The 13,092-nt window shown below is 70.8% G+C and carries 12 protein-coding genes; 7 read left to right on the plus strand and 5 right to left on the minus strand.

Annotated features, from left to right (window positions below):
• The first annotated feature begins 93 nt into the window (after positions 1-93).
• From ACOZ38_RS05550 to truA, 3 genes are all read left to right on the plus strand, one after another.
• Positions 94-1,110, plus strand: coding sequence for a DNA-directed RNA polymerase subunit alpha (locus tag ACOZ38_RS05550; RefSeq protein WP_114032755.1), 1,017 nt, complete (start codon positions 94-96; stop codon positions 1,108-1,110).
• A gap of 109 nt (positions 1,111-1,219) precedes the next feature.
• Positions 1,220-1,759, plus strand: a complete 540-nt coding sequence (gene rplQ, locus ACOZ38_RS05555) for a 50S ribosomal protein L17 (protein ID WP_424529074.1) — start codon at positions 1,220-1,222, stop codon at positions 1,757-1,759.
• A 215-nt stretch (positions 1,760-1,974) separates the two neighbouring features.
• Positions 1,975-2,868: a tRNA pseudouridine(38-40) synthase TruA gene (gene truA / locus ACOZ38_RS05560; protein ID WP_424529075.1), complete on the plus strand. Its 894-nt coding sequence runs from the start codon at positions 1,975-1,977 to the stop codon at positions 2,866-2,868.
• Positions 2,869-2,884: 16 nt separating this feature from the next.
• Here the strand turns inward: truA and ACOZ38_RS05565 are convergent, their stop codons facing one another.
• The 3 genes from ACOZ38_RS05565 to ACOZ38_RS05575 form a co-directional block, all read right to left on the minus strand.
• Positions 2,885-3,763: a hypothetical protein gene (locus ACOZ38_RS05565; protein WP_424529076.1), complete on the minus strand. Its 879-nt coding sequence runs from the start codon at positions 3,761-3,763 to the stop codon at positions 2,885-2,887.
• Between the two features lie 2,450 nt (positions 3,764-6,213).
• Positions 6,214-7,611 (minus strand): hypothetical protein, encoded by a 1,398-nt coding sequence (locus ACOZ38_RS05570; protein WP_424529077.1) that lies wholly within the window; start codon positions 7,609-7,611, stop codon positions 6,214-6,216.
• Between the two features lie 35 nt (positions 7,612-7,646).
• Entirely contained in the window at positions 7,647-8,375 is a 729-nt protein-coding gene (locus tag ACOZ38_RS05575) for a CAP domain-containing protein (RefSeq protein ID WP_424529078.1), read from the minus strand.
• A 384-nt stretch (positions 8,376-8,759) separates the two neighbouring features.
• Here ACOZ38_RS05575 and rplM point away from each other — a divergent pair, with 384 nt between their 5' ends.
• The 3 genes from rplM to glmM are packed head-to-tail and all read left to right on the plus strand — an operon-like array spanning position 8,760 to position 11,142.
• Positions 8,760-9,203: a 50S ribosomal protein L13 gene (gene rplM, locus ACOZ38_RS05580; RefSeq protein ID WP_405144581.1), complete on the plus strand. Its 444-nt coding sequence runs from the start codon at positions 8,760-8,762 to the stop codon at positions 9,201-9,203.
• Between the two features lie 53 nt (positions 9,204-9,256).
• Positions 9,257-9,784 carry a 30S ribosomal protein S9 gene (gene rpsI, locus ACOZ38_RS05585; RefSeq protein WP_405144583.1) on the plus strand — a complete coding sequence of 176 codons (528 nt, stop codon included), beginning with the start codon at positions 9,257-9,259 and terminating at the stop codon, positions 9,782-9,784.
• Complete coding sequence (gene glmM / locus ACOZ38_RS05590) at positions 9,781-11,142, plus strand: phosphoglucosamine mutase (protein WP_424529079.1); 1,362 nt, start codon at positions 9,781-9,783, stop codon at positions 11,140-11,142. The genes rpsI and glmM overlap by 4 nt, the downstream gene beginning before the upstream one ends.
• Before the next feature lie 111 nt (positions 11,143-11,253).
• Here the strand turns inward: glmM and ACOZ38_RS05595 are convergent, their stop codons facing one another.
• The gene (locus tag ACOZ38_RS05595; protein ID WP_424529080.1) at positions 11,254-11,799 is read right to left on the minus strand and encodes a hypothetical protein; all 546 of its coding nucleotides are present in this window, start codon (positions 11,797-11,799) and stop codon (positions 11,254-11,256) included.
• 202 nt (positions 11,800-12,001) lie between these two features.
• Here ACOZ38_RS05595 and ACOZ38_RS05600 point away from each other — a divergent pair, with 202 nt between their 5' ends.
• Positions 12,002-12,349 carry a hypothetical protein gene (locus ACOZ38_RS05600; protein ID WP_424529081.1) on the plus strand — a complete coding sequence of 116 codons (348 nt, stop codon included), beginning with the start codon at positions 12,002-12,004 and terminating at the stop codon, positions 12,347-12,349.
• A 12-nt stretch (positions 12,350-12,361) separates the two neighbouring features.
• Here ACOZ38_RS05600 and ACOZ38_RS05605 read toward each other — a convergent pair whose 3' ends face one another.
• A complete protein-coding gene (locus ACOZ38_RS05605) occupies positions 12,362-13,078 on the minus strand; it encodes an ABC transporter permease (RefSeq protein WP_424529082.1) in 717 nt (238 codons plus the stop codon).
• Positions 13,079-13,092: the final 14 nt, after the last annotated feature.

A 13,092-nucleotide genomic window follows, 5' to 3' on the forward strand; every position in this document is an offset into this window, starting at 1 on the left:
CCTTCATGGAGGCCGTACAGCTTCAGGCAGGAAACGAAGTACACCGTCGCGGTGGTCAAATAGCGGGCCCCGCGGAACCAGGGGAGAACCCAAATGCTGATCGCACAGCGCCCGTCCCTCCTCGAGGAGTCGATCGAGGAGACCAGGTCCCGGTTCGTCATCGAGCCGCTGGAGCCGGGCTTCGGCTACACCATCGGCAACTCTCTGCGCCGCACGCTGCTGTCCTCCATCCCGGGGGCGGCGGTCACGAGCATCCGCATCGAGGGCGTGCTGCACGAGTTCTCGACCGTGCCCGGGGTCAAGGAAGACGTCACCGACATCATCCTGAACCTCAAGGCGCTGGTCGTCTCGTCCGAGCACGACGAGCCGGTCGTGATGTACCTCCGCAAGCAGGGCCCGGGTGAGGTCACCGCCGCCGACATCGCGCCGCCGGCCGGTGTCGAGGTGCACAACCCCGACCTGCACATCGCCACGCTGAACGGCAAGGCGAAGCTCGAGATGGAGCTGACCGTCGAGCGCGGTCGCGGCTACGTCTCGGCCGCCCAGAACAAGCAGCCCGGCCAGGAGATCGGTCGCGTTCCCGTCGACTCGATCTACTCGCCGGTTCTCAAGGTGACCTACAAGGTCGAGGCCACCCGAGTCGAGCAGCGCACCGACTTCGACCGTCTGATCCTGGACGTCGAGACCAAGCCGTCGATGAAGCCCCGCGACGCGGTGGCCTCCGCCGGCAAGACCCTGGTCGAGCTGTTCGGCCTGGCCCGCGAGCTCAACGTCGAGGCCGAGGGCATCGACATCGGCCCGTCGCCGACGGACGCGGCTCTCGCCGCCGACCTGGCGCTGCCGATCGAGGAGCTGAACCTCACGGTCCGCTCCTACAACTGCCTCAAGCGCGAGGGCATCCACACCGTGGGCGAGCTGGTCGCGCGCAGCGAGCAGGACCTTCTCGATATAAGGAATTTCGGCGCCAAGTCGATCGAAGAGGTCAAGCAGAAGCTGCACGAGATGACGCTCGCGCTCAAGGACTCCCCGCCCGGGTTCGACCCGACGGCCGTCGCCGGTGGCGACTACGACGACGACGACGCCCGTTACGTGGAGACCGAGCAGTACTGATCGGCTCCGGCTTCACCGCTTTTCTGACAACGGGAGCCTCGCCCGAGGCTTCCGGCCCGACTCCGGTACCTGATACGGCCGGAGCGGGTTATCCCAAAGGAGAACGACCATGCCCAAGCCAGCCAAGGGCGCACGTCTTGGTGGCAGCCCGGCTCACGAGCGGCTGATCCTGGCGAACCTCGCCACCCAGCTGTTCCAGCACGGCCGCATCCGCACCACCGAGACCAAGGCCAAGCGCCTCCGGCCCGTGGCCGAGCGCCTGATCACCAAGGCCAAGAAGGGCGACATCCACAACCGCCGCCAGGTCCTGGCCGTGGTCAAGGACAAGGGCGTCGTCCACCACCTGTTCACCGAGATCGCTCCGACCTTCGCCGAGCGTCCCGGTGGCTACACCCGCATCACCAAGCTCGGCCCGCGTAAGGGCGACAACGCCCCCATGGCGCTGATCGAGCTGGTGGCCGAGCCGCTGAACGCGGTCAGCGTTGGCCGCACGACGCCCGCCGCCGCCCCCGCCGAGGAGGTCGTCGAGCTCCCTGAGAACGACGTCACCGCGACGGAGACCGACGAGGCCCCGGCCGACAAGGTCGAGACCCCGGCCGACGAGGCTCCCGCCGACGAGAAGACCGAGTCCAAGAAGGACGAGGCCTGATCTTCGCCGTGGTAGCGCGGGGGGTTCTCCTCCCCGGCTGGTGATTGATCGTGAACGGGCCCAGCGCACCGACCGGTGTGCTGGGCCCTTCGCGTTGGCGGACCCCGCCATGGCGCGGGGATGACGATGGAACGGGCTGTACCGCCGATCGAGGTCCTGGCGGTTCAAGCCCACTGGTGAGCGTTGTGAACGGTAGGAGAGGAGGCCGGACCGGCGTGGTGGAGACGACTGGACCGGAGACCGCGACGGGCAGGCTCCGGCTCGATCTGGCCTACGACGGCACGGATTTCTCCGGGTGGGCGCGCCAGCCGGGACGCCGGACCGTCCAGGGGGAGCTTGAAGCGGCGCTCGGCCGCGTCCTCCGCCTCGACCCCGCTCCGTCCCTGACCGTCGCCGGGCGTACGGACGCGGGGGTGCACGCGCGCGGTCAGGTGGCCCACGTGGACCTGCCCGCCGAGGCACTGAAGGCGGTCGAGGGCCGCAGGGCCGCTGCGGAGGAGCCCCTGAGCACGGCTGAGCGGCTCTCTGCGCTCATGCGACGCCTCGCGGGCGTACTTCCCCCAGATGTGCGGGTTCACTCGGTCACGGAGGCCCCTGAGGGCTTCGACGCGCGCTTCTCCGCCCTGTCCCGGCGTTACGCCTATCGCGTCTGTGACGCTCCGGGAGGGGGGGACCCCCTGCGCAGGAGGGAGGTCCTCTGGCACGCCCGTCCGCTCGATATGGACCGCATGAACCAGGCCGCCGCGCGCCTGCTGGGAGAGCACGACTTCGCCGCGTTCTGCAAGAGGCGGGACGGCGCGACGACCATCCGGGAGCTCCAGCGGCTGGACTGGGTGCGGGACGACGCCGGGCTGCTCGTGGCCACCGTGGTCGCCGACGCCTTCTGCCACTCCATGGTGCGCGCCCTCGTGGGGTCCCTGCTCCCCGTCGGCGAGGGGCACCAGCCGGTGGAGTGGCCCGGGGAAGTGCTCGCCAACGGCGTACGGGCGGCTGGGGTGAACGTCGCCCCGGCGCACGGCCTGTGCCTGGAAGAGGTCCGCTACCCAGAGCCCGGCGAGCTGGCCGGCCGCGCCCGGCTGACTCGCTGCGTACGCACGCTGGAGCGCTGACCGCAGGCGTCCGGTGTCAGCCGGTGACGCGCTTCTCGATCACGTGGGCGGTGTAGTCGCGGAAGGCGCCGCTCACCGGCCCGAGGTCCTTCTCCTGCCCGTTCGGCGTGTGGCCGTCGCTGTAGGTGGCGAAGCTGAAGACGATGTAGCGGCCCCAGACGAGCCCGGCGGCGTAACCACCGGAGATATCGGCCTTGTCCGCGCCGCTACCCGTGTTGCCCGCGAGGCCGCGGAACCACACGGTCTCGGCGAGGTTCTTCTTCTTGTCCGCCGCCACGGCCGCTTCCTTGGTGGGGAACACGGCGATGCCCGTCGTGACCGCGTACTTCCGCTTGCTGTCGACGTAGGTGGCCCGCAGCACGCGGCTGCACTTCTGGCGCTTGAGCGCCGTGGCGAACGTGCCCACGGCGACCTTGTCGCACTGGGCCGTGATGTTGACCTTGGTACGCGTGTACGCGCGCCCTCCGACGCTCACGCGCTGCCGCGCGAACGCCTCCTTGAGCGTGAGCTTCTTCGGGTCGGTCTGCTCGGAGTTGAGCACGGTGGTCGCGGCGGGCGTCGGCTCGGCAGTGATCGACTCGTCGGGCTCGGGCAGCTCGACGTTCACTGACGGAATGGGGGTCGGCAGGCTCACCGGCGCCGGGTCGTCGCCGTGGCTCCGGTAGCCGAAGAAGGCGGCCGTGCCGATGACGGCGACGGCCACCGCCACCACGGCGGCCAGCACGACCTTCTTCCAAGACCCGCCCGCGGGTTTGGCGGTGCTGGGAGCGGGGGGCAGCTCGGGCCGGACGGCGCCCGGAGGGACGAACGGCGGGCGCTCGACCACGGGCGCGGACGGCGGTCTTTCCGCGTTGAAGGCGCTCGGCTTTGAGGTGCTGATGTTGGAGGGGCTCATATCGGAGGTGCTCGGGTTGGAGGCGCTCGGGTTCGAGGTGCTCGGGGCGGAGGCGCCGGACTTCGTGACGCCGGTCGAGGGGGTGCCCGGCCCGGACAGGCCGGTCAGCGGGGGAGGTCCGAGGGGCGAGAGGCTCCGCGGCGCCGGTGGAAGCGGTGTCCCGGGAGCCGGTGCGGGGGGAAGCCCACCGCCCGGAGAATCCTGGAGGCCGGAAGCGCCCTGACCACCGGAGGTGCCTTGGCCGCCAGGGGCGCCTTGGACACCGGAGGCGCTTTGGACACCGGTGCCAGGGGTGCCTTGAACGCCCGTACCGGAGATGGCTTGGAGGCCGGTACCGGATGAGGATCCTGGCGCGGGTGGTCTGTGCGTGCCGGGCGCGGGCGAGAGCGCGTCGCTGGTGAGAGGCGCTGGTGGGAGCGGTGTGCCCGGAGCCGGCTTCGAGGGCCCGGACGCTGTCGATCCCCCCGCCGACGGGCTCGTCCCGGACGAGCCGGCCCCTGACGCGCCCGTACCGGATGAGCCGGTGCCCGACGCGCCCGTACCGGACGCGGACGCGCCTTGGGGGGAAGATCCGGGAAGCGCGGGCAGGCTCACCGGAGCGGGAGGCAGCGGGGTGCCCGGTGCCGGCGCCGAAGGCTGGGAGGCGCCTGCCTTCGGCGGGGGGCCCGCTTGGGACCGGAGGATCGAAGGCAGGTTCCGCCGGGCGATCGTCGGCCCGGACGGGTCGGAGCCAGGTGATCCAGGCGGGGGCTCAGGGGCGGTGGCGGGCGCAGGGGGACGCGGCGCGGGGATGGAAGGTCCAGGCACCGGCGGAGGCGAGGGCGCGGGAATCGGAGGAGCCGGCCTCGGCCCGGGCCCAGGCTGCCCCGGCGGCGGAGGCGGCGGCGTGGACGGAGTCGAAGGAGTGGACGAACCAGCTGGAGTGGAATCGGTGCCCTGAGGCGAACCTGCGAAGGCAGCGGAACCCGTGGCCGGAACGGAACCTGCACCTACGGACGGGCCTGAGCCTGAAGCTGCGGACGGAGCCGAACCTGAGCCTGGACCTTCGGACGGAGCAGAAGCCGGAGATGTGGGCGTAGGAGCCAGATTCGCGGACGCATCAGAGGCTGTGGACCGACCAGCGGCCGTCGACGGCGAAGGAGTCGCGGCAGGAGAAGGCCAAGCCCCCTCCATCCCATAACCGCCCGCCCCAGGCGCGTTCCCCCCAAGCGTCTCCGCGCCGGGCGCGCCCGTTCCAAGTGTGTCTGTTCTAGGCGTGTTCGCGGTGGGCTCGGCCGATCCACGCGGGTCCGTGCCCGGCGTATCTCTTGCGAGTCCGTCCGCTCCAGATGCCTGCGGTCCGAGCGCGTCCGCTCTGGAACCTTCTGATGCGTGTGCGGCCATGCTCAACGGTTCTGACCCGCGTACGTCCGTTCTGGCGGTGTCTGCGCCGTGCGTGGCCGTTCTGGAGGCGTCGCCTGCCGAAGCGGAAGGCAGGGCCGCACCGGCTGCCGGCATCTCATGCCGGCCCGTCTCGCCGGTGGACCCGGGCGTACGGGTGCCGGGGATGGTGGCCTCGCCCGGGAGCAGCCCGCCGGCCGACTGTGGCGCCGTCTGCCCGTGCTGCTCCTGCTCTCCTGGAGCGGGAAACGGCGGCCAGACCGGAATGTCACGTGCCACGAAGTTGGCGGTTCGCCGGGGTTCGGCGGGCGCTGCCTCGGATGGAGCCGAGGTCGGACGCTGGGCGTTCCGCGAAGCAGGGAAGGCAGGAGCGGCAGACGGGTCGTGGCCGGGTCGGACAGGACGGTCCGAGCCAGAAGAAGGGGCGAACGGCTCGGCGGGAGGTGCCTCCGTGGGAAAGGCGACCGGAGCCGCCCAGACACGCATCTCGCCGGGAGGTCTGTACGCCGGGTCGACGGCGGGATCCTGCGCGCCAGGCGCGTTCGGGCTGCTCGGTCCGGGCCATGGGTCCATGACCGGGCCTGGGCGTTGTGCCTCCGCGCTGTTCACGCCCTCAGAAGACCCCGCACCGCCCAGGCCTTCCGGCCCTGAGGGTGAGCCGTGGTGGGCGTCCTGGTCGGGCAGGTCGGTGCGGCCGAACCAGTCGTACTCGGTGGGGAAACGCTCGGCGGGGTCCCACGGCTGGGCGTCCGGGCCGCCCCAGGGCGCAGGCCGCCGCGGCTGGTCAGTGGACGCGTCTTGGACCCGCGGCGTCTCCTTGGCGGAGTCGGGGTCCGTCACGCTCTGCTCGGTCCGCGGCACGGGTTTGTGCGCCTGCCCGAAGCTGGGGGGTGGCATCGGCGGAGCCCCCGAGCTATCGGTCTCGCGTTCGTGCTCGGATCCGGAATCCTGGCCACGCATACGCGGAAGCGTATCCACAGTCGGAGATCGGCATACCGCTATGGGCGTTTCCCGGTCTAGCTCGACGGCATGTTTGTCCGCTTAATGATGTATTTGGGCGGCTTTAAGGGTCAGTTACCCCGCGCGCCGGTGAGCGCTCGGGTGTCGAGTGCGGAGAAGACGCTCGCCTCGGTGATGTCGATGGCCGCTCGGTTGAGAGCCTTCAGCTCCGCCTTGGTCGGTTTGTGCCCGTCCTTGTACTGGAACCAGAGCAGGACCAAATAGTGGCCCTGCGACCACGCGGTGGCATAGGAGTCGTTGCCGCTGCCGAGGAGCTTGGTCGCCGAGTCCTTCCCCGGAAGCGGGGTGACGTAGTCCTCCAGCTCGCCGCCCGTGCCCGCCTTGGCGGCCTTCTTGGCCGCGCTGGAGGTCTTGAGGTTGCCGACGCCGACGGTGCCGATGAGCTTGCCGGGGGCGTCGCGGAAGCTGGCCCGGAGGAACTGCGTGCACTGCCCCGCCGTCAGCGCCTTCTGCATGCCCGTGCCGTGCACGGCGTCCTTGCACTTCTTGTCGGCCCGCCGCACGGTCATCAGGTAGGAGCGACCGTGCGCGGTGACCTTCCTGTGGCCGAACAGCTCGTTGAGAGTGAGCGGCTGGGGGTCGCTCTTCCGCGAGGCGGTGTAGCCGTACTTGTCGGAGGGGCTGCCCACGAGGGGGACCTGCGCGGGCTGGCCCGTGCCGGCGGGGGCGGCCGTGCTCACGGGATCCTGGCCGCCGCCCAAGATGACGATGCCCGCGCCCGCCGCGACGATCAGGGCTACGACACCGCCCGCGACGAAGTACGGGGTGCGGGAGCGCCGCCGCCGGGAGGGCTCCTCCGGCTCGCGCCTCCGCCGCTCCATGGGGGGCTGGGACTGCGGCTTCTCGGCCTCTGGCGGCCGGTCGCTCCCGCGCTCCTCGAAGGAGCCGCTCTCGGTCTCCTGGAACGGACGGCTGCGCGGCTGCTGCCCGACATCGAAAGGGTTGCCCCGCGACGTCTCGAACGCGTGCCCCTGCGGTTGCGACGTCTCGAACGCGTGCCGCTGCGGCTGCGACGCCTCGAACGGGCGGCTCGGCGGGGAGGACGTCTCGAACGCGCCCCTGGGCGCCTGCCGCGCCTCGAACGGCCGGTCACCGCCAGGTGCGGCGGGGTCCCCGCCGAAGGACCGGCCCGCGCCGAACGCGGGCTCTCCTGCGCCGAATCCCTGGCCGCTCACGTGACCCGGGCCGGTGGTGCCGTGAGCGGGCGCGCCCTGAGCGGGTGTGCCCTGAGCGGGCGCGCCGGGGGCGGGGCCGAAGAGCGGGTCGTGGGCGAGGTCGCGCCGTGACCATGGCCGCTGACCAGGGTCGCGCTCCTCCACGGGAGGCCACGCCGACTCGGGAGCCTGCTCGTGCGGTTGCGCCTCGGGCCGGAGGTCACCGGTGGACTGAGGTGTCTCGTACGGGCGGTAAGGCTGGCGGCGTGGTTGACGATCCCCGGGGTAACCCATGCGCCGAGACTAGCCCGGCAGCGCGACATAACAGGTCAGGAATAGCCGAAGTCCTGCGTCCACCACGTGTCCCCGGAACCGTAGGCGACGCCGATGCCAACGGTCGTGATCTTGCAGTTGAGGATGTTGCGCCTGTGGCCGCTGTTGGCCATCCAGCCGCGTACGGCCTCGTCGGCCGACTCGTAGCCTCGGGCGATGTTCTCGGCGGCGCTGTTGGAGTACCCCGCGCGGGCCATGCGGTCCCAGGGGCTGCGGCCGTCGGGGCCGGTGTGGCCGAAATAGTTACGAGCGGCCATGTCGCGGCTGTGGGCGCGCGCGGACTGGGCGAGCCGCGAGTCGACCCTCAGGGGCGCGCACCCGGCGCGCATCCGCTCCCTGTTGGTGAGGTCGACCGCCGCCGCCTCCAGTTCGCCGGTGGGAGGGGCGTTCTCCTCGGTGCCGCCGCCCTGGCCGTCGCTCGCCGTGCCCACGGTCGTGCCGGCGGGAACCTCCGACCCCGAGCCCTCGATGGAGCTGTGCCGCCGGGTGGCCGTGGGCGTCGGGGTCGGCCTGGCCCGGCTCGTGGGAGGCGCGCTCGGACGCGACACGTGGCCGAGCGACGGGCGCTTGCCGTCGGCCTCGGCCCGGTGCTCGGGAGCCGCGAGGAGCCGGCTCGCGGAGGGCGCGGGGGTGCCGGTCTCCAGGTAGACCTCGTTGGTGGCCTTGGAGGTGTCGAGCTGTGAGATCACGACCCCTGCGAGCAGCGCCGCCGTCAGGCACGCCAAGAGACCCACGTGGGTCCGCCGACGGGGGAACCGCTGGGTGTGCCTGGGTCGGAGAGGCTGACACATACCGCTGCCAAATATAGAGAGGTCGGCTCATGTTAAAGAAGAGACGCGGGGGACTGGTTTTCGTTGAGGCATTGGTCCGGTCGCCGGTAGACTCGTCGCGCGGATCCGGTGTGACGTCCCTGCGTCGGTGCTTCGTTTTGACCCACGCCTGTCACAACCGGTAGTCTGCTGATTCGTTGTGTGCGATTGGTCCCTCGCGACCGATGCGCGGCGCGTCCGGCGTCATCTCCCTGCTCGTGGAGACGGAAGGTCTGGGCCTTGTCGTGCGCCCGCCCATGACCTACCGACAGATGTCAACCAGACAGAAGGCTTACCACCGTGCGCACGTTCACCCCTAAGTCCACCGACGTACAGCGTCAGTGGTACGTCATCGACGCCACCGACGTCGTGCTGGGTCGGCTGGCCACCCAGGTCGCCACGCTGCTCCGCGGTAAGCACAAGCCGATCTTCGCGCCGCACGTCGACACCGGTGACTTCGTCATCGTCATCAACGCCGACAAGGTGGCACTGACCGGCAACAAGCTGGAGCAGAAGAAGGCGTACCGCCACTCCGGCTACCCGGGCGGTCTGCGTTCCGTGTCCTACAAGGAGCTGCTCGAGAAGCGTCCCGACCGCGCCATCGAGAAGGCCGTGAAGGGCATGCTTCCCAAGAACTCCCTCGGCCGGAAGATGGCCAAGAAGCTCAAGGTCTACGCCGGTTCGGAGCACCCGCACCTGGCGCAGCAGCCGGTGACGTACGAGATCACCCAGATCGCCCAGTAGTCGCACACCGTTGGCCGACGGCTGACGCCAAGATCGAAAGTTAGAGGAGAACCGTGGCCGAGCCCACCGGTGTCGAGACGCCCATCGAGGGCGAGCTGGACATTGCGGACCACTCCGCTGAGGAGTTCCCGTCCGAGTACACCAGCGAGTCCGCTCCCAGCAGCGACGTCCCCGCGCGTAAGCCCATCACCACGGGCAACTCGTACGGCACCGGCCGTCGCAAGGAAGCCATCGCCCGCGTGCGCATCACGCCGGGCACCGGCAAGTGGACCATCGAGGGCCGCTCGCTGGACAACTACTTCCCGAACAAGGTCCACCAGCAGATCGTCAACGAGCCCTTCGTGACGCTCGGCGCCGAGGACCAGTTCGACGTCTTCGTCCGCATCGACGGTGGCGGCGTGACCGGTCAGGCCGGCGCCGTCCGCATGGGCCTCGCCCGTGCGCTCACCGCGCTGGACACCGAGGTCAACCGCGCGCCCCTGAAGAAGGCCGGCTTCCTCACCCGTGACTCCCGGATGAAGGAGCGCAAGAAGGCCGGTCTCAAGAAGGCCCGTAAGGCTCCGCAGTACAGCAAGCGTTGACAGGTCGCCTTTTCGGCACCGACGGGGTTCGTGGGGTCGCGGGTCGCGACCTCACGGCCGAGCTGGCCATGGACCTGTCGGTCGCGGCGGCTCACGTCCTCGGTGATGCCGGTGCGTTCGAGTCGAGCGTCGGGCGGCGTGGCCGCCCGGTCGCCGTCGTGGGCCGGGACCCGCGCGCCTCGGGAGAGTTTCTCGAGGCCGCGGTCGTCGCCGGCCTCGCGTCGTCCGGAGTGGACGTGCTGCGCCTAGGCGTGCTGCCCACCCCGGCCGTCGCCTATCTGACCTCAGCTCTCGGAGCCGACCTCGGGGTCATGCTGTCGGCGTCCCACAACCCCGCCCCGGACAACGGGATCAAGTTCTTCGCCCGCGGCGGCTTCAAGCTGCCCGACGCGGTCGAGAACGACATCGAGCAGCGGCTCGGCGAGAAGTGGAACCGCCCGGTGGGCGCGGCCGTCGGCCGGGTGCGTGACGCGTTCGGCGAGGCCGACCGTTACGTCTCCCATGTCCTGACGAGCATCCCGGGGCGCCTCGACGGCCTGCGGTTGATCGTCGACTGCGCCAACGGCGCCGCCCACATGGTCGCGCCCGAGGCGCTGCTGCGTGCCGGGGCCGTCGTAGAGACCGTCGGCGCCTCGCCTGACGGCCTCAACATCAACGAGGGCGTGGGCTCCACCCATCTCGACGCGCTGCGCGAGGCCGTCGTGGAGCGCGGCGCCGACGCGGGCATCGCCTACGACGGCGACGCCGACCGCTGCCTGGCCGTGACGGCCTCGGGAGAGGTCGTGGACGGCGACCAGATCATGGCCGTCCTCGCGCTGGCCATGCGCGCGAGCGGCTCCCTCGTGAAGAACACCGTCGTCGCCACGATCATGTCGAACCTCGGCTTCAAGATCGCATTGAAGAAGGCCGGGCTGACCATGGTCGAGACGGCCGTCGGTGACCGTTACGTGCTGGAGGCCATGAAGGCCGGGGGCTTCAACCTAGGTGGCGAGCAGTCGGGTCACGTCGTGATGCTCGACCACGCCACCACGGGTGACGGGCTCCTGACCTCGCTGCACCTGCTCGCCGAGGTGGCACGCTCGGGCCGTTCCCTTGGGGATCTGGCGTCGGTCATGACCCGGCTTCCCCAGGTTCTGGTGAACGTCAGGGACGTCTCCAAGGCGAAGGCGGCGACGTCCGAGGAGCTGGCCGCCGCGGTGGCCGCCGCCGAGAAGTCGCTCGGCGACGCCGGGCGGGTCGTCATCCGTCCGAGCGGCACCGAGCCGATGGTGCGCGTGATGGTCGAGGCCGAGTCCCAGGACGAGGCCGAGCTCATCGCGCACCGGCTGGCCGACGTCGTGCGCACGGCCTGCGCCTGAGCGTCCGTAGTCACGAACCACGCGAAAGACAAGGCGGGGTCCTCACTGAGGACCCCGCCTTGTCGCGTTCCCAGCGTTCCCAGCGTTCCCAGCGTTCCTGTGCCGGTCGGCTCAGCCGTGGGCGCGCAGCGCGGCGGCGAACCACTCGAACGCCGGGGCGCTGGACGGAAACGGTGCCCGGCCGTTGAGCACGCCCATCAGCTCCCAGTAGCGCTCCACCCGCCGGTCGGTGAACGTCTCGACCTGGGCGGCCAGCCGGGCGCGCTCCTCGGCCGGCATGCCGGCGTCGACGATCTGGTCCAGGATCCGCCTGCCCTCCGGCGAGCCTGGGGCGACGCCCGCGGCGACCGCGCCCCCCGCGTGCTCGATGACCGGCGCGGGGTCGTACGACGGCCGCTCGCCGGCCTCGGCGCCCGCCAGCGCCATCTGGCGCACGCGCCGCCCGAAGGACTCGTCGGCGACGAGGCGGGCGAGCTCCGCCCACGCCTCAGCCTGCTCGGCGCCGGGCTCGTCCGGCGAGTCCGCGGGGAGTTGGCGCATGCCCTGGGCGATGTGGGCTCCGGGCGCCCCGGGGTCGACACCGGCGAAGGCCCGGCCGACGAAGTCGTCGATGATCTGCCGGCGCTCTCGCGCGGACGGCGTGGTCGGTATGGTCACGTTTCTCGTCTCCTCGGTGGATGATGCGGGCGGCCCGCGGGCGCGCCCCAAGGGCCAACCCTGCATCCTCCAGTTGGTGGAGACTCAAGCCCAATTCACCCACCGGCCCCGGGAATGCGTACCGGGCGGCGCCGAGGACGGATCGCCGGGCGAGCGATGTGATTTAGGGTGACTGCTCGTGGTCCACAGGCACAGGCATCAGTTGATCGCCCTCATCTCGCTCGTCGCGGGAGCGCTGTCGACGTGGATGCTGTCCGCCACCGGCACGGACGGGGACTTCTTCCGCTCGCTGATGTATCCCTGGCTGTGCGCGGCGGTCCTGCTGGGCGGGGTGGTCCTCGGGGTCTTCGTCTCGGTCAGGAGCGCCGTGGCGATCCTGGTGCCGTTCGCGGCTCCGCAGCCCCTCGTGGCCCTCTGGGCGGGCATGAGCCCGGGCCCGGAGGGCAACGGCCTGTGGGTGCTCGGGTTCGTCACCTCGACGGTGCTGATGGTGTTCTCGATCGGCTGCGTGGCGATAGGCGTATGCGTCCGCCTGATGTTCCGCCGCTGAGGCGGGCGACGCCTACTCGTCGCCCGTCAGCGAGAGGGAGCGGAGCCGCTGACCGGCCCAGATGACCGAGCCGATGGTGACGATCAGCACGGCGGGCACCGCGAAGCCCATGCCCACCGACGCCTTGAAGAACGACGAGTCGCTGATCTGGGCCGCGAAGGTCTGCGCCCACTGCTGGATGGAGAAGTTGCGCGCCCCGGGCACGTAGCCGCCGACGAGGTTCTCCCACACCACCGCGTAGATGATGCCGATCGTCACGGCGTGCCGGGTGACGACGCCGAGGAGCAGGAACACCGCCGCGTACGCGATGCCGCCGATCAGGGCGCCCAGCGCGAAGCCGGACGCGATGCCGGCCTCGTTGCGCACCAGGATGTACCCGGCGATGAACGTCGGGACGGCGGCGAAGACCGCGAGCATCGAGGCGGCCACCAGGAACTTCGTGGTGGCGATCACGGGTCGGGAGATCGGCTTGGACAGCAGGTGGATGATCGTGCCGTCGTCGATCTCGGGCGCGATCGTGCCCGTGCCCGCGATCAGCCCGAGCAGCGGGAGCATGGTACCGATCGCGTAGACCTGCATGAGCGTGATCGCGGCCTTCTCGTCCGTGCTGCCGACGGCGCGCAGGAGCACGGCCAGCCCGATCAGCACGACCGGGAGCAGGATCAGCAGCAGCACCCTGCGGCGCCCGAGCACGGCGCGGTAGGTGATGCCGGCGACGACGGAGTTCATCGGATGCTCCGGGT

Source organism: Sphaerisporangium viridialbum (genome assembly GCF_049674955.1).
Lineage (GTDB): Bacteria > Actinomycetota > Actinomycetes > Streptosporangiales > Streptosporangiaceae > Sphaerisporangium > Sphaerisporangium viridialbum.